This is a genomic window from Pseudomonas sp. SMV71 (assembly GCF_052042015.1).
Taxonomy (GTDB): Bacteria; Pseudomonadota; Gammaproteobacteria; order Pseudomonadales; family Pseudomonadaceae; genus Aquipseudomonas.
Genome location: NZ_JBKGGU010000002.1, coordinates 149,477 through 168,174 on the forward strand (window position 1 = coordinate 149,477; position 18,698 = coordinate 168,174).

Below are 18,698 nucleotides of genomic sequence, written 5' to 3' on the forward strand. Positions count from 1 at the left end.
ATCACGGGCCGCAATGCCGATTAACTTAGAGACCAAGCGGTGCACCGCCGCACCGTTCACCTTGTCCGAACTGGAGAACACCATGACTCAGCACCTGTTCCAGCCCATCGCCCTGGGCCCTTACACCCTGCCTCACCGCGTCGCGATGGCACCGCTCACTCGCTCCCGCGCCGGGCAACCGGGGGACATCCCCACCCGCATGAACGCTGAGTACTACCACCAGCGTGCCAGTGCTGCACTGATCATTACCGAAGCCACGCAGATCTCTCGACAGGGTCAGGGTTATGCCTGGACGCCAGGCATCTACAACGACGAACAGGTCCAGGCGTGGCGCCAGATCAGTGATCGAGTGCACGGCGCTGGAGGGCTGATCTTCATGCAGCTCTGGCACGTGGGCCGTGTTTCACACCCCAGCTTCCAACCCGACAACGCCCTGCCCGTGGCACCCAGTGCGTTACCGGTGCCTGGCAAGACCTTCATCGTCGACGAAAATGGCGTCGGCATCTGGGGCGATGTACCAGTGCCGCGAGCGCTGGAAGCTGCAGAGATTGCCGAGATCGTCCGCGACTACCGAACCGCCGCCCGTAACGCTATCCGCGCAGGAATGGATGGCGTGGAAATCCACGCCGGCAACGGCTACCTGCTCGACCAGTTCATCAATAGCAACAGTAACCATCGCCAGGACGGCTACGGCGGCAGCATCGAGAACCGCGCACGGTTGTTATTGGAAGTGGTTGCGGCGGTCGCTGACGAAATCGGCGCCGAACAGGTGGGCGTTCGCCTGACCCCGATGGGCCGCTTCATGGGCATGGGTGATGAAAGCCCCGAAGCTACGTTCGGCTACATCGTGGAGGAGCTGAATCGTTGGAAACTGGCCTACCTGCATCTGGTGGAACCGGCTGTGGTCGGCACCGTCAAGGACGAAAACTTCGATCCCCGCTGGGACGCAATCATCGGCCAGTTGCGCCGGCAATGGCATGGCGTGCTGATCATCGCTGGCGGCTATGACCCTGCCTCCGCCGAGCGGGCGTTGAAGGACGGCCGCGCCGACATCATCGCGTTCGGCCGGCCATTCCTGGCGAACCCGGACCTACCGCGGCGGATTCGTCAGGGGCTGACGCTGAACACGCCGGATCCGACGACTTTTTTTGGCGGTGATGAGCGAGGCTATGTGGATTATCCTGCCTACTCGTAGCGCCCTGTTGCCTTGGTACTTCTGCGCTATGGCTCCTCAGCCCGATAACCAGAAGCGCAGGACAGCAGCGGCCACTATCGCAATGAGCACCACCGGCAGGATGCTCAGGCGTGTGGCAGCGAACAAGGTCAGTGCCAGGGCGATCAGGTCGGCGGGGTTGCTGCTGGCGAAGTAGGGCGCGATGACAGCGATCAGTACGCAACCCGGCGCGGCTTGTAGCACCTGCTGTAGCACCGGGCTGATGGTTCGGTTGCGCAGCATCACGAAGCCCAGCACTCGGGTCAGGTAGGTCACGAGGGCCATCGCCAGGATGGTGATCAGGGTCAGGTTCTCGGTCAAGACTTGGCCCACAGGTAAGCGACTACCAGTCCGACGAGGGTGCCCGCCAGTACATACCAGCCACCGGGAATCAATACATGGGACACCGCAGCGGTCAGCAGGCTGAACAGCCAGGGCACTGCCGCTCGCAGCCCCCGCCACATGCCGCGTAACAACACCAGCATAAAAGTGGATGCTTCGGTGACCTTGTTCGTACGGGTATGGCTGACCGGCCAGGATGAAGTCACGGTGGATCGCTTCACCGATGCCGTACGCGAACTGCCGCAAGTGCTGGAGTGTCACCTGATGGTGGGCGACTGCGATTTTCTGCTGCGGGTGGTGGCTTCGGACCTGGACGCGTGGCGGCAATTCCAGATCAAGCATCTGTCGCGAATCAAAGGTGTGCAGAGCCTGAAGACCGAGATTCCAATGCAGAAGATCAAGCTGACTACCGAGTTGCCCATTTAACCTGCGGGCGTCCTTATCACGGCTGATCGATGGCTTCCAGCACCGCCCCGGCCTCACGCATGAAAATCTCCAGGGTCTTGGGCCCGATGCCCTCGAACGTCAGCAGCCATCGCTCCACATCTGGCAGCCCTTCGATACCGTTGTGCATCGCTTGCAGATGAGCCGGCAGTTCGGTCGCCAGGCGTGCGCCCAAGGTTCGTAATCGTCGGGCCGTTGATTCGTCATAGCGGGCATACCCCGCCAGCCCCAGCAGCCTGACCAGCTCACGATGAGCACACTGGCCGAGCTTGGCTGGCGTATCCAGGCCATGCTGGTCAACCAGGATCCGGTAAGCCTGCAACGCGACGGAGGAACGTATGCGTTTGCCCAGCAGGAAACTGGCGAGCAACCATTTGTACAGGCCATGATGGTGCTGATCGGCAATGTCGATGCCCAGGTCTGTTGCGCTGACTTCAATCAACCCGTCGAGCCCCCCGACTCACATTGCTGTTGTTCATCCGTATCCGCATGGGGAATGGTGATCCGCCCTTCCCTCCCGGCTTCCCGATAGCGCGCTTGCAGCACCTCGGCCAGGCGCTGCTTGGCCTGTTCTTCGCCGTGGATGAGGCGGATCTCCTTCGGCCACTCCTTCATCCGGGTAACGAACCCGACAAGGTCCGCCTGGTCCGCGTGGGCTGAATAGCCGCCGACATTATCGACGCCGGCCCGGATGTCGAAACGGCAACCATCCAACATTACAAAGCCGCCGTCCGGCCCGTGGGTCATGATGTCCCGTCCTGGCGTTCCCTTGCCTTGATAGCCGACAAACACCACATTATGCCGAGGGTCGCCGAGCATGGCCTTGAGGTAGTTGACGATGCGTCCACCCGAGCACATGCCGTTGCCGGCGATGACGATGGCAGGTCGTGCGGTCTGGGTGAGGTGATCGACGATGCGCAGGTGTTCGTCGTGGCTGTCGACGGTGATGAGCTGCTTGAAGGACAGCGGCTTGCGGCCCTCTTCCAGCCGCAGCCGGGCATCTTCATCCCAGAAGCCGCGCAGCTCCTTGTAGACGCTGGTGAACTGGCCGGCGAGTGGCGAGTCGAGGATGATCGGGATCTCTGGCCAGTCGATGTCGAATGCGTCGCCCTTGCTGCGTTTATCCGGTTCGCCGGTGCTGGCCGCGTCCTGCTCATGGAGGATTTCTTCCAACTCGTACAGCAGCTCCTGGGTCCGGCCGATGCTGAACGACGGAATCAGCACCGTGCCCTGATCCCTCAACGCACGCTCGATGGCGACCTGCAAACGTTCGCGGCGGTGCACGCGGTCTTCATGACGACGGTCGCCGTAGGTGCTCTCCATGATCAGCAGGTCCGCGCGCTCGGGCGGTATCAGATCCGGCAGGATCGGTGAGTGGGGTGCGCCGAGGTCGCCACTGAACACGACGCGTCGGCTTCCCGCTTCGGCGCGGCTCATCTCGAATTCCACATAGGCCGAACCCAGCACGTGCCCCGCTGGTTGCAAGCGCACTCTGCACTCGGTCTGATCAGCCTCGTGCAGCGTGAACCAATTTGCGTAGGGTAAGGCGATTATCCGCTGCTCCACCACCTTGAGGTAGCGTTCCAGCTGTTCCTGGTCGCGGCTGATGGTCAGGCGGAACGCGTCTTCCAGCACGATCGGCAACAGCCGGGCCGAGGGCTCGCTGCACAGGATCGGCCCCTCGAAGCCAGCCGCCAACAGATTCGGAATCCGCCCTACATGGTCGATGTGCACATGGGTGACGATCAGGGCCTTGATGCCTTCGATGGAGAAGTCCAGGGCAAGCCTTTCGTCAGCGCCCTGCCCTTCGTCCTCGCCCTGGAACTGGCCGCAGTCGATCAGCACGCTGCACGTGTCGTCCATCCACAATTGGTGGCACGAACCGGTGACGCCTTCGTGGGCGCCGTGGTGGATGAGCTTGGGGTATTGCATCAGGCATCCTTCAGATGTCGTGGCGGCACTAAGCTGGGTCGAGGCAATGGGCATCATCCCCACCCCAGCGTCTTGATGATTGCCCGGCGGTAAGGCGTATCGATCTGCGCCGGCGTCTGCTGGATGTAATGGCGAGCATGGTCCCGGGCTTCGCCAGTCAGGGCGCCGAGGTAGCCGATCACATCGTCGATGCACGGCACGAGGCCCTCCACGCCCTCCAGCCGGGGCGGCAGCGCGGTCCAGATCACCGCATCGATCTGCCGGGCCGCCGCCCATTCACCGATGATGCCCAGCGGCGAGTTGCCCACGGTAAGAATGCCGATGCCATCCTGGCGCTCTTGCGCAATCTGCTCGCGCTCTTGCAGTGCCCTGCACGCTTCATCGAGGGACCCTACATCCAGCACCGTCCAGAGAACCCTGCTGGGCGGTGCGTTCGGACAGATCACCGTCGCGACTTCGCCCCCGTCGCTGATCCGGGAAAATTCGATCGGCAGGCCCGGGCCATCCCCAAACCACTCACTCGCCAGCGGCAGCGATTGTGGCTTCCATATCAACGAACCCCATCCCAGACACGCAATGATCATCGCTCAAGTCCTTGTTCCCCTCTCCAAGGCGTAGACCGCAGCGGCGTGCGTACTGTTCAATCGCGTGCGGCGAGCGCAAACCGCAGACAATCCTGCTGGGTTTAGCGATACTGTCGGCCTTGCCCACCTTCAAGAAAAGGACTTCGCCGATGAAGCATGTGTTTGCCGTTGCCCTCCTTGCATTCGCCCTGCAGAGCTTGGCCGCTGCGCCTGCGTCCAACACCGAGCAAGAGCCCGCCGCGCCTGGCGTGGCCTACGAAACGGTCACGGTTGGCGAAGACAGCGCGGGGCCCTTCACGACCCAGAGCATGGACCTGGGTACCGCGTTGAACTACCCGTCCCGTGCGGGCGTGGTCAACGTGATGGAATCCATCGTCGACGAGCCCGAGTACACCGGCTACGTGGCCATTGAAAAAGCCTACAAGTTCGGCCCGACCAAATATGTCCTGGTCATCTCCACGGGCGAAGGCGGCAATGCCTGCCCCGCGTCTACCTATGTGTTCACCTTCGATACCAAGACCGAGCAGGTGGACGGCAAGAGCGTCGTGGAAGGTTGCTCCGAAGGTGTAGAGGCGCTGGCGCAAGGCAACAAGCTCACCATCAAGAAAGACGGTGCGCAGACCGTGGTCTACAACGCGGTGGTGGAGTAACCGGCACGCTTCGACCCGGCTTCAGTGACGCGCTTCACAGATCGAGCCGCCAGTCAGGTATTTATCCAGGCCAGCCTTTATAAAGCGTCGAGCGCTAACGCGCCGGATTGCGCCTGGCTGTAAAACACGGGCGCACAGGGACATCCCGGAAGAACAACCAGCAACTCATGGAATATCAGGAGCCGTCAAAAATGAGCACCACCGAGCAGGCCCAAGCCAGCGGTAAATACAGCGCCAAGTGGCAGGCGCGCTTCAACTTCTTCGAAACCTACGGCCCACCAAACGACCCGCGTCACAAGGTTGCCCTCAAGGCGCTGCCAGGCTTCAAGGAAAAAATCCTGATCAATGCCAATGTCATCGCGTTTTTCTTCGGCCCGATCTATCTGTTTGTCCTCGGGCTCTGGAAGAAAAACCTTGCCCTGCTCGGCATTTTCCTTGGCATCAATATCGGCTTGAGCGTGATTTTCGCGATCCTCGGCATGGAATTTCCACGTGCGCTGAGCTCCGGCCTGAACGGCGCAGCGTCCGTCATGTATGCCTTGACGACCAACTACGCCTATTACCTCAAGGAAGTGAAAGGCGAACAAACCTGGAACCCGTTCAAGGGCATGCGTTTCTGATAGCAGGTTCGTTCGATCAGAAGCCCGCGCACTCATCAAAGTGCGCGGGCTTTTTTCATCGCGTCTCGCGTTGCCCTCAACCACCACACCACCAGGTTATTGCTCATGATGAGCGGCAGACGGTAACGCCGGATCATGCTGCGCCATCTGCCGATGGGAACATTTCGGAACTCCCCGAGCGCCGGAAGCCTCCAATGCCTTAACAGGCTAGATCCCCAGCCAGTGCGTCCCAAGACAGCGAAACCGCTGCGCTTTGGCTAGTCTCTGCGTACTTATGGCATGATGCCCCGTAGTACTTTCCCTGATGAGAGCCGCGTCTGTGTCAGTGATTCCCCTAGTGGTATGTGACGATTCGAACATGGCCCGCAAGCAAGTGTTGCGGGCGCTGCCGGCGGACTGGGCGGTTTCTGTCACCGAGGCCGGTAATGGTCGCCAGGCCATGGACGCCATACGCAAGGGCCTGGGTCAGGTGGTGCTGCTCGACCTGACCATGCCGGAAATGGACGGTTACCAAGTGCTCAGTGCCTTGCGCGAAGAAGGGCTCAAGGCACAAGTCATCGTGATTTCCGGTGACGTCCAGGAGGAAGCTGTACGCCGGGTGCTGGAGCTGGGCGCGCTGGCCTTCTTGAAGAAGCCTTTCGACGAAAGCGAGCTGCGTCAGATCCTCAATCGGCTCGGGCTACTGACGGACCACCGCCAGGCGCCACAGCCTGATCGCGAGATCCCCAACACCGCGATCAATTTCCACGATGCGTTCCGCGAAACCGTCAACGTGGCCATCGGCCGTGCAGCAGCCTTGATCGCCAAGGTCCTGGGTGTTTTCGTGCAGTTGCCGGTGCCGAACGTCAACGTCCTGGAAGTCGGTGAATTGCACATGGCATTGAGCGATGCCGGCAGCTGCGATCAGCTCACTGCCATTTGTCAGGGTTTCATCGGCAGCGGCATCGCCGGCGAAGCGCTGCTGATGTTCCACGATTCGGAAGTCGCCGATATCGCCCAATTGATGCAACGCCAGAGCGAAGATTATTCCGATCTGGAGATGCTGCTCGATCTTTCCAGCGTGCTGATCGGGGCGTGCCTGAGCAGCATCGCCGAACAGATCGACGTGGTGTTTTCACAAGGCCATCCGCAGATCCTCGGCCAGCACGCGGCCATCGACGAGCTGATCCGGGTCAACCAGAAACACTGGAAAAAGACCCTGGCGGTGGAGATCAGCTACAGCCTGGAGGGTCACGATATCCGCTTCGACCTGCTGCTGTTGTTCACGGAGGATTCCATCGAGCGCCTGACCCACAAACTCGCCTACCTGATGAGCTGAGCCATGCACAATCCTGTTGATCTGAACGAGTTTCACTGGTTGCTGGCGATCGTCCAGAGCATCGATGTCGGCGTGGTGGTGCTCGACCGTGATTATCGGGTGCAAGTCTGGAACACCTTCATGGAGAACCGCTCCGGGGTTCAGCCCAAGGATGCCCACAACCAGCATTTTTTCAGTCTGTTTCCCGAAGTGGATCGCCAATGGTTCAGCCGCAAGGTCGAAAGCGTTGCGGCCTTGGGTACGCCGGCCTTCACGGTATGGGAACAGCGTCCGTATCTGGTGCGGTTCAAGAGCTACCAGCCGATCACCGGCCAGGAAGAGTTCATGTACCAGAACACCACGCTGCTGCCGCTGCGCTCGCCCGACAGCAAGATCAACCACATCTGCCTGGTGATTTACGACGTCACGGACGTTGCCACCAACCGCCACCAACTGCAAAGTGCCAACGCGCAACTGCAGAAACTCTCCAGCACTGATCGCCTGACCGGCCTGTACAACCGCGGCCACTGGGAAGAAGCCCTGAAGGCCGTCTACGCCCGGCACCAGCGCTACGGCACCATGTCCAGCCTGGTGATGTTCGACATTGACCACTTCAAGCTGATCAACGACACCTACGGCCATCCGGCCGGCGACAAGGTGCTCGAACAGATCGCCGCACTGATCCGCGAGCACGTGCGCGACTCCGACGTGGCCGGACGTTATGGCGGTGAAGAGTTCGGCGTAGTGCTTTCAGACACCGACAAGGCGGGCGCAAGGATGTTTGCCGAACGTCTGCGCAACGCCGTCGAGGAAATGGACGTACCCTACGGCGACAAGGTGATTCGCTTGACGATCAGCCTGGGAGTGGCCGACCTGAGCAAACCTTCCATCAACCACGCCGACCTGATTTCGTGGGCGGACCAAGCGCTCTATACCTCGAAAAAGTCCGGGCGCAACCGGGTGACCGTCTCCGAATAGCAACGCAGCAAACCTGGAAAAGCGGTCAGGAAGATCCACTTGCAGGCCAACCGGAAACTCAACGAAACGCGCAGTCTCACCCGTGGTCTAGAACAGTAAGCCCACCTGAAGAGAGTGACCTCATGTTGAAATTCCTTGGCGGTACCGTTGGCATCATTTTTCTGATTGGCCTGATCGTGGTGATCGCGCTGTTCAAATTCATTTTCTGACCTGCCAACTCTGGCCGGATCAAACTCGACGGCGGCCCATCCAGGGCCGCTTGCCTATTGCGGTTTTCTAGACACGTCCCCGGCGTCCTGACGCCTTCCCTCTGCCACGCCTTTACTCGGGTGTCGGCCATGTCCGCCAGCGTGAGCAGTCACGGCTTCAGTTTATTTGATGCCGATCATAATCAAAGCGTTGACAGTTTAGATTTCGAGCGTAATCATAAAGACGCCTTCCCAACAAATTCCAACGTCTAACCGATACAGGAACAATCAGCATGGCCACGCTTTCGAAAGTCCTCATTACCGGTGCATCCAGTGGCATCGGCGCTGTCTACGCAGAACGGTTTGCTCGCCGCGGCCACGACCTGGTGCTGGTCGCCCGCGACAAGGCCCGCCTGGATGCCCTGGCAACGCAGCTGCACGAAAAACATAAAGTTGACGTCGATGTCCTGCAAGCCGACCTGACCCAATCGGCCGATCTGTCGGCGCTGGAGACCCGCCTGCGGGACGACGCCGGCATCGGCATCCTGATCAACAACGCCGGCATGGCTCAGTCCGGCGGCTTCACCCAGCAGACCGGCGATGCCATCGAACGCCTGATCACCCTCAACACCACGGCCCTGACACGACTGGCGGCAGCCGTGGCACCGCGTTTCGTGCAGGCGGGTGAAGGCTCCATCGTCAACATTGGCTCGGTGGTAGGTCTGGCACCTGAACTGGGCATGACAGTCTATGGGGCCACCAAGGCATTCGTGTTGTTCCTGTCCCAAGGCCTGAATGTGGAATTGTCCTCCAAGGGTGTCTATGTACAGGCGGTATTGCCCGCGGCGACTCGCACTGAGATCTGGGAGCGTGCCGGCATGGACATCAACGCACTCCCTGAGGTCATGGACGTCGAAGAACTGGTTGATGCCGCGCTGGTCGGCTTCGATCGACGCGAACAAGTCACCATTCCGCCGCTGCACGTGGCCAATCGTTGGGACGCGTTGGAAGGCGCGCGGCTAGGGTTGATGTCGGACATTCGCCAGGCCCATGCAGCCGAGCGCTATCGCCCTCAAGCCTGAGCGTGAAACAAGCCCTGGACGCATGCCCCGACTCGACCAGGGTTGACTGCAACCTGGCTTCGATGGAGAGCCGTCACTTCGATTACATCTGACATCAATGTACACTGGGCCCGACAGTTGTCCGAAACAAGAGGCATAGGGTATGAGAGTCACGAAAGCGCAGGCGCAGGCCAATCGAGCACACATCGTGGAGACGGCCTCCGCCCTGTTCCGTGAACGTGGCTTCGATGGCATCGGAGTGGCGGATCTGATGGCAGCCGCCGGGTTCACCCACGGCGGTTTCTATAAACACTTTGGCTCCAAGGCGGACTTGATGGCCGAAGCTTGCGCCGCCGGACTGTCCCGATCGGTTCAGGACAGCGACGGCATCGGCCTTGTCGGTTTCTTCGAGCATTATGTGTCGCGAGCGCACCGCGACGATCGCAGCAACGGCTGTACCCTCTCCGCCCTTTGCGGTGATGCTGCGCGCCAACCGCAAGAGGTCAAGAACACATTTGGCGATGGCCTCGCACAAATGTTCGCGGTCCTTGAACGCGGCGCGGCGAAACTGGACGACGCCGCTCAACAAGACGTACGAGCGACAGTGATCGGCAAAATGGCCCAGGCCGTCGGCGCAATCATCCTGTCACGGGCCTGCCCGGACGACTCCCCATTGGCGGATGAAATCCTCGAAGTCTGCCGCAGCGCGATTCTCGAATCGCTGGCACCGCCCGTGAAGGCGTGACCAGCCTTTGTCCGCCCTTGCAGTGCCTGTCTTCGGCAACCGATACGTTCGTGCAATGGGCCCATTCACCTGCGCCATGCTGTGATTGCCGTGACGGGCAATGAAGCGATGCTCCCCCGCGCCATTGTCCGGCTCAAAACACGCTCCCCTGTGAGCCATTGAATCGCGAGGCTAAAAAAATGCTCCTACATATGTCGACCTGGTCCGAGATCGAACAGTACCTCAAACGCTGCCGCAGCATCGTCATTCCTATCGGTTCCAACGAGCAGCATGGCCCGATCGGCCTGTTGGGGACCGACTGGATGTGCCCGGAGATCATTGCCCATCATGCGCAGAAGACCGCCGATATCCTGGTCGGTCCAACCTTCAATATCGGCATGGCACAGCATCACATCGGCTTTGCCGGGACCATCACCCTGCGCCCATCGACCTTCATTGCTGCCATTGGCGACTGGGTACGCTCATTGGCCGCCCACGGTTTCGAGAAGATATTTTTCCTCAACGGCCATGGCGGCAATATCGCCTCGATTGAGGCGGCATTCTCCGAGCTCTATGCCGAAGCGAGCTTCGCCCGACGCCCGGCCGGTTTTGCCCTGAAGTTATGTAACTGGTGGGACCTGGAAGGTGTCGCGGCCCTGGCTAACAAGCAGTTCCCCACCGGCCACGGCGTGCATGCAACGCCGTCGGAGATTGCAGTGACTCAATGGGCCTATCCGGAAGCGATCAAGACGGCCGATTACTCACCTAAAATCGCCAATTCAGGCCCGATCCGTGAGGCTCACGACTTCCGGCTGCGCTTTCCCGATGGGCGCATGGGGTCCGACCCGGCCCAGGCGACGCCGGAAAAAGGCGGTGAACTGGTCATGTTGGCAGCGCAGAGCCTGGTGCGTGAACTGGATCTGTTCACCTGCGAATCAGCGCCCGCTTGATACCTGACTAACAAGCGCTAACAGCGGATAACTGGTACTCGACGTCCAAAGGCATCACTCTTGAGTCTCACAACTGCGCTTGGCCTCTGTGGCGTTGCCGGGGCAGTTGATCGACGACTCAAGAGGGATCCGGGCATGATCGAAGGTTATCGCGAGAGCTGTGTGAGCAGCGTTGACCGCCTTGGGAACGACGAGCTGCGAGCGTTGATGATGGAGGTCGTTCAGTATGGCGGCGCTGCGTATGGCAGGGCCCCGCTACAGCAGCTGCTGGCAAAGGTCGAGCCACTGCTCAAGGCCTTTTTCGAGGGCCAGGTCCAGGCCGGACGCCTAGGGTGCGAAGCGGTTGACGGGCTGGTCCGGCAGGCTTTTACAGCGCTTTATCGACGACGCGCCGGGTATGAACCGGACATTCCATTCAGGGCGTGGATGATAGACGTCGCCCGATCCACCCTGCTCCAGCACCTGCGCAGCCAGAACGTTGGAGCCTCCTGCGCGCCTGTCGCCAATACCGCCACGCTGCATTTTCCAGAAGCCTTCGGCACGCTCTGAACCCGCGTCACTTTTACCAGGAACGGCGAATGATCAGCATCGAAAAAGTGCTTTACACCAGTCATACCCGCACTACGGGCGGTCGTGAGGGCACGGCACAGAGCGATGACGGCCGGCTCGATCTCAAGCTTTCTCCCCCCGGCGCACCGGGAAACGGCACCAATCCGGAGCAACTGTTTGCCGTCTGCTGGTCCGCCTGTTTCCTCGGGGCCCTGCGCCATGCCTGCAACGCCCGCAAAATCGGTTTCCCGGCGACGGCGGCGGTCGATGCCCAGGTTGACCTGGTGCATGGCGAGAAAGGTTTTTTCCTCCAGGCACGCCTTGCGGTGTCGTTGCCGGAGATTGAACAGGAGGTCGCGCAACAGCTGATCGATGCGGCGCATCAGAACTGCCCTTATTCCAAAGCCACGCGCGCCAACATCGACGTTCGCTTCAGCATCGTCTGAACCGCCTTCCTCTGCACACACGGCCTGCCAATCTATGGCGGAAGGGGTGTATTTCAGCGTAGGATTCGTCCCACAGCGCTTGCACACTTCCCCTATCCAGAGAGCCAGCCTTGTGGAGATCGCTCCAGACGATTTGCACGATTCCTTGACCCTCCAATTCGCCTTTGGGCCCTTCTGCGTCACGCCGGGCAAGCGATTGCTGACCAAAGATGGCGTTCGCGTGGAAATCGGCGGACGCGCCCTGGATCTGTTGATCGCCTTGCTCGAACGTCCCGGACGGGTGATGTCCAAGCGCGAATTGCTCAAACTGGTCTGGCCGGACATCGTGGTCGCTGAAGGTAGCCTGCGTTTCCACATGACCGGGCTGCGGCGGATCCTCGGCGACGGTGAAGACGGCGCGCGCTACATCTCCACCCAGGTCGGCGTCGGTTATGCCTTTGTCGCGCCCCTCGAACGATTGCAGCCAGCCCCACTGCCAGTGGTCATGGCGCCTGCCCAGGTCGAGCACCGCAGTGCTGTCGGCGCATTGCCGGCACGTACCAGGCTGATAGGTCGCGACAGCGATGTGCAGCGGATTGTCGAGCGGCTGCTGGAACCCAAACTGTTCACCATCGTGGGCCCCGGCGGCGTTGGCAAGACCAGCCTGGCCGTGGAGATCGGCCATCGGATAGCTGCCGGGCAGCAGCAGAAAGTGCGTTTCGTCGACCTGGCGCAAGTCGAAGACGAATCCCTTGTGTCGTCGTCCGTCGCGGCCTCCCTGGGCATTGCCGTGCAGGCCGAAGATCCTCTGTTCGTCCTGCTTGCCCATCTGCGCGACAGTCGCCTGCTGCTGATCATCGACAATTGCGAACACCTGATCGATAGCGTTTCGGCCCTGGTCGAACAGATCCGGGAGGCGGCGCCACAGGTGTCATTGCTGACGACCAGCCGCGAACCCCTTCGTACCCTCGGCGAATACGTGCACTGGCTCAATCCCCTGGATTATCCGGCAGAGGTGCAGACGCTGAGTGCCGAACAATTGCTGGCCTACCCGGCCGTGAAGCTGTTTGTAGAGCGCGCGTCGTCAGGTAATGCGACGTGGGTAATCGATGGCAACGACGCGCGGATGATTGCCGACATCTGCCGTCGGCTCGAAGGCATGGCGTTGCCCATCGAACTGGCCGCCGTACGCGTGGCAACACACGGCGTGCGAGCCACCCACGCGCTGCTGGGCGAGCGTTTTTCCCTGGGCTGGTCAGGGCGACGTACCGCGCTGCCGCGGCACCAGACATTGCGGGCGATGCTCGATTGGAGCTATGCACTGCTCAGCGAACCGGAAAAGCACGTATTCGAGCGGCTGTCGGTTTTCGTCGGGCCGTTCTCCCTGGAAGCCGCCTCGCAAGTGCTCGCCGATGAGCAAATAGACCCCGTCACGGCGGCCGCCACGCTGGATGACCTGACGTCCAAAGGGCTGGTCAGCGTCGACCACAGCGATGCGCTGGCGGCGTATCGGCTGTTGGAGATGACCCGGGCGTATGCCAGAGAAAAACTGGCGGCCCGGGGGGACGCACAAACCCATGACCTGTCGTTCAGGCATGCCGCCTACTTCACGGAACTGCTCGGCCGCCTCGGCACGTCGCCCGATGAAGTTTTCGAGCGTTCGTCACAGCTGGCCCATCAATTGGGCAATGTCAGGACCGCCCTGGAGTGGAGTTTCGGGCCCCAGGGCGACCCGGGCCTGGCCCTGCCCCTGGCAGCCGCGAGCGCGCCGCTTTTGCTGCACTTTTCGCTGCTGGCCGAATGCCGAACCTGGTGCGCCCGGGCGACTGAACTGCTGGAGCTGGGTTACTACGCAACGCCCACCGAAATGGAATTGCAGGCCGCCCTTGGCCTGGTGCTGATGTTCACGCGGGGTAACAGCGACGCGGCCTACACGGCGCTGCGTCGGGCGCTGGACATTGCCGAGTCACTGGGTGACCACTGCTCGCGGCTGAGGCTGCTGGGCCGATTGCAGATTTTCTCCGAACGCATCGGTGACTTTCCCTCCTCGCTGGCCTGGGCTGAACAGGCCGTTGAGGTGGGCAACCTCATCGGCAAGCCCGAGGCAATCGCCGTGGCCGCCTCCCTGGCGGGCATTTCCCATCACTTGCTCGGTGATCAACGACTGGCGCGCCAGGCGCTGGAAAGGTCCCTGCGCAACAGCGTGCCGTCCCAACGCAGCAGCACGCTTCACTATGGTTTCGACCACCGCAACCGGACGGCCCTGGCCCTGGCGCGCACACTGTGGTTGCTGGGCTTCCCCGATCAGGCCAGGCGTTGGGCCGCGCAAGTGGAAGCCGAGGCGGCCATGCTCGATCATCCGGTGACTCACTGCATCGCACTGGTCTGGACCCTGGGCCTGTATATCTGGACCGGCGACCTGGACAAAGCCCGCGCCGGCCTGGAGACATTCAGCCACATTGCCGAAGCGAACGCCCTGGCGCCGTATGTGGCCGCCGCCATGGGCGTACAAGGGGCCATCGCGATACGCGCGGGGCAGCCAGGCCCTGCCGTTGCCTTGTTGCAGGAGAGCCTGACGCGACTGCAAGGCATGCGTTACGAACTGCTGACCACCGCTTTTGAAATTGCCCTCGCCGAGGGTTTGATTCTGGGCGGGCAGCACGAACAAGCGCTGAGTCAGGTCGAAGCGACCATCCGGCATTGTCGCCAGAGCGGCGACGCCTATGCCTTGCCCGAACTGCTGCGGATCAAGGCCGTCGTCCTCAAGACGCGGGTTCCCGCCAACCCGGTTGCGATAGAAGGCGTGCTGCAAGAGTCCATTGCCCTGAGCCGGCAACAGGGTGCCGTGGCCTGGGAGCTGCGAGCCGCCATGGACCTGGCCGGCCTGTGGCTGGAGCAAAAGCGCGCCGCCGAAGCCAGGATCTTGCTGGATGCGTGCAGCCAGCAAATGACCGAAGGCTACGACACCCTGGACCTGCGCCAATTGCACGCGCTGCGGCAACGTGCGGCCGATGCAGCCGGCGACTGAGACAAGCGGCAGCCCTCGTGCTCAGGCTGCTTGACCGTGGCGAGGGAGCTTGTTGCTCACGCTTGAGGGCTAAATCCTCAGGACGGGTCTGCTTCGCGGCCCAGCGGGAGCAAGCTCCCTCGCCACAACAAGCTCCTTCGTCATAAAAGGTTAGCCTTTGGCGAGGGGCTCATCCTGTACCAATCGGGCGCTCATCTTCACCAGGTCGGCCAGCGAACGGGCGTTCATCTTGCGCATAACCTTGCCACGGTGCGCCTTGACGGTGATCTCGCTGATCCCCAGGTCAGACGCGATCACCTTGTTCATGCGCCCCGCCACGACCATTGCCAGGACCTCCTGTTCGCGTGGCGTCAACGTCTCGTAGGCCTGGCGAAGTTCCCGCAGGCTTGCTTCGCGGTCCAGGGCAACGCGGCTGCTTTCAAGGGCGTCGCTGATGGCGTTCAACAAGACGTCGTCGTCAAACGGCTTGGTCAGAAATTCCACCGCGCCGGCTTTCATTGCCCGTACCGAACGCGGGACGTCGCCATAGCCGGTGATGAAAATCACCGGCATCAACGGACGGTCGCTGGCGATCGCACTCTGCAAATCCAGGCCGTTGAGGTCCGGCAGATTGATGTCCAGCACCAGGCAACTGGGCACCAGGGGTCGGGGCCGGGCGAGAAACGCTTGCGCCGACTCGAACAGTTGCGGCTGCCACTGAGCATGACCGATCAGCAGCTCCAGCGATTCACGTACCGAAACATCGTCATCGACCACGTACACGATCGGTGCAGGGAGCTTTGCCATGCATTCGTGTCCGGGTGCCACTGCGTTGGTTGCGTTCAATTGGCCACCTCCTTGAATGACATGCCGCTCAACCCACCGGCAGCGCCGCGCTGAGTGCCTTGAGCAGCGCCGCCTCACTGAACGGCTTGGTCAGGCACTCCACCGCCCCCAGCTTCATCAGTTGCGGGCGCAAGGCTGCTTCCCCCAGCGCGGTAATGAAGATGATCGGAATGAAGAGCTCGCGTCGGGCCAGTTCTTTTTGCAGGTCCGGCCCGGACATGCCCGGCATGACAACATCCAGGATCAGACAGCGGGTCTGGCTGATACAGCCGGACGCCAGGAATGCCTGCGCCGAAGAAAATGCCTGGACTGCGAAACCGAACTCCTTGAGCAGGTCCGGCAAGGCTTCGCGCACCGACTCGTCATCATCCACCACCGATACAAGCAAAGGCTTATCCATTGAAAACCTCCCTGGCTTGATCGATGCCGGCGTCCCGGTCGCGTTCGCCCAGGTATGGGATCACGAATCTGAACGTGGCCCCTGGACCTGTGTCATTCACACAGGCCCAAAGCCGCCCCTCATGTTTCTCGATGATCGAATGGCTGACTGACAAACCGATCCCCATGCCCGAACTCTTGGTTGTGTAGAACGCATCGAACAGCCGCTGCGCATCCTGCGGGTCGAAGCCGGCGCCGTTATCCCGGACCTCCAGATACACCTCGTCGCCCTGCTTGCCGGTGCTGACCTCAAGATGACGCGAGCGGTCGGTGACGCTGCCCAGCGCCTCTTTCGCGTTCAGGATCAGGTTGAGAATGACCTGTTGCAACTGTACCCGATCACCTCGAACCGAGGGCAACCCCTCGGCAAATTCGGGATGCAGGACCACTTCACTGCGCTGCAACTCGCCCAGCAACAGCGCGATCACCTCGCGCGCCGCTTCATTGATGTCGACATCCTCCAGGGTAATGCTGTTCTTTGAAAACAGCACCCGCAGCCGGTTGATCACCTCAGCCGCCCGGTTACCATCGCGGATGGTGCGCCGCGCCGTTTCCAGGGCACCGGCGACGTTCGCAGGGTTGGCGCCCAGCATGCGCAGGCAGGTGCTGGCGTTGGTAATGATCCCGGCCAGCGGTTGATTGACTTCATGGGCGATGGACGCCGTCAGCGCCCCCAGGCTGGCGACCCGGGCCAGGTGCGTCAGCTCGGAGCGGACCTCGCCGAGGGCGGCTTCGGACAGCCGTCGCTGGGTCACATCCTGCAACGCGGCGATGTACTCCAGCCCGCCCTCCTCGTCTTTCATGGCATGAGCCACCAGGTGTACATGCTTCACCGTGCCGTCGGGCAACAGCAGGCGATGTTCGTGTTCGAAGTCCTGCCCGCTCTTGCGCTGGCGCCGGATCATTTCCTTATGGATGGAAATATCGTCAGGATGGATGCGGGTATAGATAAAGTCGAAAGTGGGTTTGACTCGCGGATCCAGATCGAGGATCCGATAGATTTCCTCCGACCAGGTGATTTCATCCGAATTCACCCGCCACGAAAACGTGCCCGTCGAGCTCAGGCGCTGGGCCCTGGCCAGGAACGCCTCACTCTGGCGCAGCGCCGCCTCGCTACGGGCCCGGTCGATGGCGATGCTGGCCAGGTGCGTCAATTGGGCGATCAGATTCTGCTGGGCCTCGGTGGGTGCCCCGGGTGCACGGTAGAGAATCGACAGCACGCCGGCGACATCGCCGTTGGCGCAGGTGATCGGGGTCGACCAGTTGGCCTTCAACCCCAGGTCCCACGCCGCGGCGCGCCAGGTCGTCCAGCGTGTCTCGCGGTTCAGGTCAGTGCAGACCAGTTGCTCGTTATGGATCGCGACCCAGGCGTCGGGGCACAGGTGCGCCTCCACCGGGCGGCCATCCAGGGCCGGCATCAGCACCGCCGGCAGATTCGGCGAGGCGCCGGGGAACATACGGGGCAGGTCCACCTGCACGACACTGCAAAGACCGCCCTCGAAGCTCGCCTCGGCCAGCTCGCACAACGCTTCCAGAATGAGCCTGAGGGGCGACCCACCGGCAATCATGCCGAGTAGGCGCTTTTCCCCCGCCAGCAGTATTTCCGCACGCTTGCGGTCCTCGATGTCGGTGTTCTCGCCATACCAGCGCACTACCCGCCCGGCCTCGTCGCGCTCCGGTACAGCGCGGATCAGAAACCAGCGGTAGATGCCGTCAAACCGCCGCAGCCGAGCCTCGAACTCAACCGGCTCACCGGATTCCAGCGCCTGCCAGTAGGCGTCCAGCGCATGGCTGTCATCGGGGTGGATGGTTGGCATCCAGCCCCTGCCGCACGCCTCTTCCAAGGGAATACCGGTGTAGTCGCACCAGCGTTGGTTGAGGAAACTGACATTGCCATCCGGGGTGGCGCTCCAGACAAAACCCGGAATCGCATTGATGATGCTACGCAGCCGGGCTTCCGAGGCGCGGATTTCATCCAGCGCCTGGGCGATCAGGGTCTTGTCGCGCTTCTGCTCGTCGATGTCCAGGGTAATGACCCACCAGCGGATGATCCGCCCGGCCTCATCGCGCATTGGCATGGCGTTGGCGACAAACCAATGGTAGGCGCCGTCGGCCCGGCGGATCCGCAGCTCATGCCGATAAGGCTCGCCCGTCGCCACCGCATGGGCCCAACTGCTGATGACGCCCGGGCGATCATCCATGTGGATGATGTCGCTTTCGGCCCAGTCGCGGAGTTCTTCCAGGGTCGTGCCCATGTATTGCAGGTTATGGACATTGACGCATTCCAGTTCCCCGGTCGGCGTCATCAACGACACCAGCGCCGGGACGCTGTCAATCAGCTTGCGCAAGTCGCTGTCCAACGTGCCGGCCGGCTGAGCGACAGCGGACAATGCGTCGATGACGCGGTCGAGTTCGTTATCCATGCCGGTCCTGTTCCACGGTCGCATTAA

20 protein-coding genes are annotated in these 18,698 nt (G+C 61.5%); 12 read left to right on the top strand and 8 right to left on the bottom strand.

The window, feature by feature from the left end:
• Positions 1–82: 82 nt before the first annotated feature.
• Positions 83–1,195, top strand: coding sequence for an alkene reductase (locus tag ACLEJQ_RS02570; protein ID WP_440792121.1), 1,113 nt, complete (start codon positions 83–85; stop codon positions 1,193–1,195).
• A gap of 36 nt (positions 1,196–1,231) precedes the next feature.
• Here ACLEJQ_RS02570 and ACLEJQ_RS02575 read toward each other — a convergent pair whose 3' ends face one another.
• Positions 1,232–1,546, bottom strand: coding sequence for an AzlD family protein (locus tag ACLEJQ_RS02575; RefSeq protein ID WP_440791880.1), 315 nt, complete (start codon positions 1,544–1,546; stop codon positions 1,232–1,234).
• Positions 1,531–1,698 (bottom strand): hypothetical protein, encoded by a 168-nt coding sequence (locus ACLEJQ_RS02580; protein WP_440791882.1) that lies wholly within the window; start codon positions 1,696–1,698, stop codon positions 1,531–1,533. The genes ACLEJQ_RS02575 and ACLEJQ_RS02580 overlap by 16 nt, the downstream gene beginning before the upstream one ends.
• A 16-nt stretch (positions 1,699–1,714) precedes the next feature.
• Between ACLEJQ_RS02580 and ACLEJQ_RS02585 the strand changes: the two genes are divergently transcribed.
• Positions 1,715–1,981 (top strand): Lrp/AsnC ligand binding domain-containing protein, encoded by a 267-nt coding sequence (locus ACLEJQ_RS02585; RefSeq protein ID WP_440791884.1) that lies wholly within the window; start codon positions 1,715–1,717, stop codon positions 1,979–1,981.
• A 16-nt stretch (positions 1,982–1,997) separates the two neighbouring features.
• On the opposite strand, the gene ACLEJQ_RS02590 is transcribed toward ACLEJQ_RS02585, so the two are convergent.
• The 3 genes from ACLEJQ_RS02590 to ACLEJQ_RS02600 are packed head-to-tail and all read right to left on the bottom strand — an operon-like array spanning position 1,998 to position 4,515.
• Complete coding sequence (locus tag ACLEJQ_RS02590) at positions 1,998–2,441, bottom strand: DNA methylase (RefSeq protein WP_440791886.1); 444 nt, start codon at positions 2,439–2,441, stop codon at positions 1,998–2,000.
• Complete coding sequence (locus ACLEJQ_RS02595) at positions 2,438–3,931, bottom strand: MBL fold metallo-hydrolase RNA specificity domain-containing protein (protein WP_440791888.1); 1,494 nt, start codon at positions 3,929–3,931, stop codon at positions 2,438–2,440. The genes ACLEJQ_RS02590 and ACLEJQ_RS02595 overlap by 4 nt, the downstream gene beginning before the upstream one ends.
• Positions 3,932–3,984: 53 nt before the next feature.
• Positions 3,985–4,515: a hypothetical protein gene (locus tag ACLEJQ_RS02600; protein WP_440791890.1), complete on the bottom strand. Its 531-nt coding sequence runs from the start codon at positions 4,513–4,515 to the stop codon at positions 3,985–3,987.
• A 149-nt stretch (positions 4,516–4,664) separates the two neighbouring features.
• On the opposite strand from ACLEJQ_RS02600, the gene ACLEJQ_RS02605 reads away from it, so the two are divergent.
• The 10 genes from ACLEJQ_RS02605 (at position 4,665) to ACLEJQ_RS02650 (ending at position 14,985) form a co-directional block, all read left to right on the top strand.
• Positions 4,665–5,165, top strand: a complete 501-nt coding sequence (locus ACLEJQ_RS02605) for a hypothetical protein (protein ID WP_440791892.1) — start codon at positions 4,665–4,667, stop codon at positions 5,163–5,165.
• A 191-nt stretch (positions 5,166–5,356) separates the two neighbouring features.
• Positions 5,357–5,785, top strand: a complete 429-nt coding sequence (locus ACLEJQ_RS02610) for a DUF2628 domain-containing protein (RefSeq protein WP_440791894.1) — start codon at positions 5,357–5,359, stop codon at positions 5,783–5,785.
• Positions 5,786–6,089: 304 nt separating this feature from the next.
• Positions 6,090–7,103, top strand: coding sequence for a response regulator (locus ACLEJQ_RS02615; RefSeq protein ID WP_440791896.1), 1,014 nt, complete (start codon positions 6,090–6,092; stop codon positions 7,101–7,103).
• A 3-nt stretch (positions 7,104–7,106) separates the two neighbouring features.
• On the top strand, positions 7,107–8,060 hold the full coding sequence (locus tag ACLEJQ_RS02620; RefSeq protein WP_440791898.1) for a diguanylate cyclase: 954 nt from the start codon (positions 7,107–7,109) through the stop codon (positions 8,058–8,060).
• Positions 8,061–8,541: 481 nt separating this feature from the next.
• Positions 8,542–9,330: an SDR family NAD(P)-dependent oxidoreductase gene (locus ACLEJQ_RS02625; RefSeq protein ID WP_440791900.1), complete on the top strand. Its 789-nt coding sequence runs from the start codon at positions 8,542–8,544 to the stop codon at positions 9,328–9,330.
• Between the two features lie 142 nt (positions 9,331–9,472).
• Entirely contained in the window at positions 9,473–10,054 is a 582-nt protein-coding gene (locus tag ACLEJQ_RS02630; RefSeq protein WP_440791902.1) for a TetR/AcrR family transcriptional regulator, read from the top strand.
• 179 nt (positions 10,055–10,233) lie between these two features.
• Complete coding sequence (locus ACLEJQ_RS02635; RefSeq protein ID WP_440791904.1) at positions 10,234–10,983, top strand: creatininase family protein; 750 nt, start codon at positions 10,234–10,236, stop codon at positions 10,981–10,983.
• Between the two features lie 135 nt (positions 10,984–11,118).
• Positions 11,119–11,532 (top strand): hypothetical protein, encoded by a 414-nt coding sequence (locus tag ACLEJQ_RS02640; protein ID WP_440791906.1) that lies wholly within the window; start codon positions 11,119–11,121, stop codon positions 11,530–11,532.
• Positions 11,533–11,561: 29 nt separating this feature from the next.
• Positions 11,562–11,978 carry an organic hydroperoxide resistance protein gene (locus ACLEJQ_RS02645; protein ID WP_440791908.1) on the top strand — a complete coding sequence of 139 codons (417 nt, stop codon included), beginning with the start codon at positions 11,562–11,564 and terminating at the stop codon, positions 11,976–11,978.
• A gap of 112 nt (positions 11,979–12,090) precedes the next feature.
• A complete protein-coding gene (locus ACLEJQ_RS02650) occupies positions 12,091–14,985 on the top strand; it encodes an ATP-binding protein (protein WP_440791910.1) in 2,895 nt (964 codons plus the stop codon).
• A 150-nt stretch (positions 14,986–15,135) separates the two neighbouring features.
• On the opposite strand, the gene ACLEJQ_RS02655 is transcribed toward ACLEJQ_RS02650, so the two are convergent.
• From ACLEJQ_RS02655 to ACLEJQ_RS02665, 3 genes are all read right to left on the bottom strand, one after another.
• A complete protein-coding gene (locus tag ACLEJQ_RS02655) occupies positions 15,136–15,771 on the bottom strand; it encodes a response regulator transcription factor (RefSeq protein ID WP_440791912.1) in 636 nt (211 codons plus the stop codon).
• A gap of 67 nt (positions 15,772–15,838) precedes the next feature.
• Positions 15,839–16,210, bottom strand: a complete 372-nt coding sequence (locus ACLEJQ_RS02660) for a response regulator (RefSeq protein WP_440791914.1) — start codon at positions 16,208–16,210, stop codon at positions 15,839–15,841.
• On the bottom strand, positions 16,203–18,671 hold the full coding sequence (locus tag ACLEJQ_RS02665) for a PAS domain-containing protein (RefSeq protein WP_440791916.1): 2,469 nt from the start codon (positions 18,669–18,671) through the stop codon (positions 16,203–16,205). Before ACLEJQ_RS02665 ends, ACLEJQ_RS02660 begins: the two co-directional genes overlap by 8 nt.
• Positions 18,672–18,698 lie beyond the last annotated feature (27 nt).

What these genes read in the sequence shown, in the direction of transcription:
- ACLEJQ_RS02570 (WP_440792121.1), top strand. Translation starts at nt 83, where the DNA reads ATGACTCAGCACCTGTTCCAGCCCATCGCCCTGGGCCCTTACACCCTG.
- ACLEJQ_RS02580 (WP_440791882.1), bottom strand. Translation starts at nt 1,698, where the DNA reads ATGCTGGTGTTGTTACGCGGCATGTGGCGGGGGCTGCGAGCGGCAGTG.
- ACLEJQ_RS02595 (WP_440791888.1), bottom strand. Translation starts at nt 3,931, where the DNA reads ATGCAATACCCCAAGCTCATCCACCACGGCGCCCACGAAGGCGTCACC.
- ACLEJQ_RS02600 (WP_440791890.1), bottom strand. Translation starts at nt 4,515, where the DNA reads ATGATCATTGCGTGTCTGGGATGGGGTTCGTTGATATGGAAGCCACAA.
- ACLEJQ_RS02605 (WP_440791892.1), top strand. Translation starts at nt 4,665, where the DNA reads ATGAAGCATGTGTTTGCCGTTGCCCTCCTTGCATTCGCCCTGCAGAGC.
- ACLEJQ_RS02610 (WP_440791894.1), top strand. Translation starts at nt 5,357, where the DNA reads ATGAGCACCACCGAGCAGGCCCAAGCCAGCGGTAAATACAGCGCCAAG.
- ACLEJQ_RS02615 (WP_440791896.1), top strand. Translation starts at nt 6,090, where the DNA reads ATGAGAGCCGCGTCTGTGTCAGTGATTCCCCTAGTGGTATGTGACGAT.
- ACLEJQ_RS02620 (WP_440791898.1), top strand. Translation starts at nt 7,107, where the DNA reads ATGCACAATCCTGTTGATCTGAACGAGTTTCACTGGTTGCTGGCGATC.
- ACLEJQ_RS02625 (WP_440791900.1), top strand. Translation starts at nt 8,542, where the DNA reads ATGGCCACGCTTTCGAAAGTCCTCATTACCGGTGCATCCAGTGGCATC.
- ACLEJQ_RS02630 (WP_440791902.1), top strand. Translation starts at nt 9,473, where the DNA reads ATGAGAGTCACGAAAGCGCAGGCGCAGGCCAATCGAGCACACATCGTG.
- ACLEJQ_RS02635 (WP_440791904.1), top strand. Translation starts at nt 10,234, where the DNA reads ATGCTCCTACATATGTCGACCTGGTCCGAGATCGAACAGTACCTCAAA.
- ACLEJQ_RS02640 (WP_440791906.1), top strand. Translation starts at nt 11,119, where the DNA reads ATGATCGAAGGTTATCGCGAGAGCTGTGTGAGCAGCGTTGACCGCCTT.
- ACLEJQ_RS02645 (WP_440791908.1), top strand. Translation starts at nt 11,562, where the DNA reads ATGATCAGCATCGAAAAAGTGCTTTACACCAGTCATACCCGCACTACG.
- ACLEJQ_RS02655 (WP_440791912.1), bottom strand. Translation starts at nt 15,771, where the DNA reads ATGGCAAAGCTCCCTGCACCGATCGTGTACGTGGTCGATGACGATGTT.
- ACLEJQ_RS02660 (WP_440791914.1), bottom strand. Translation starts at nt 16,210, where the DNA reads ATGGATAAGCCTTTGCTTGTATCGGTGGTGGATGATGACGAGTCGGTG.
- ACLEJQ_RS02665 (WP_440791916.1), bottom strand. Translation starts at nt 18,671, where the DNA reads ATGGATAACGAACTCGACCGCGTCATCGACGCATTGTCCGCTGTCGCT.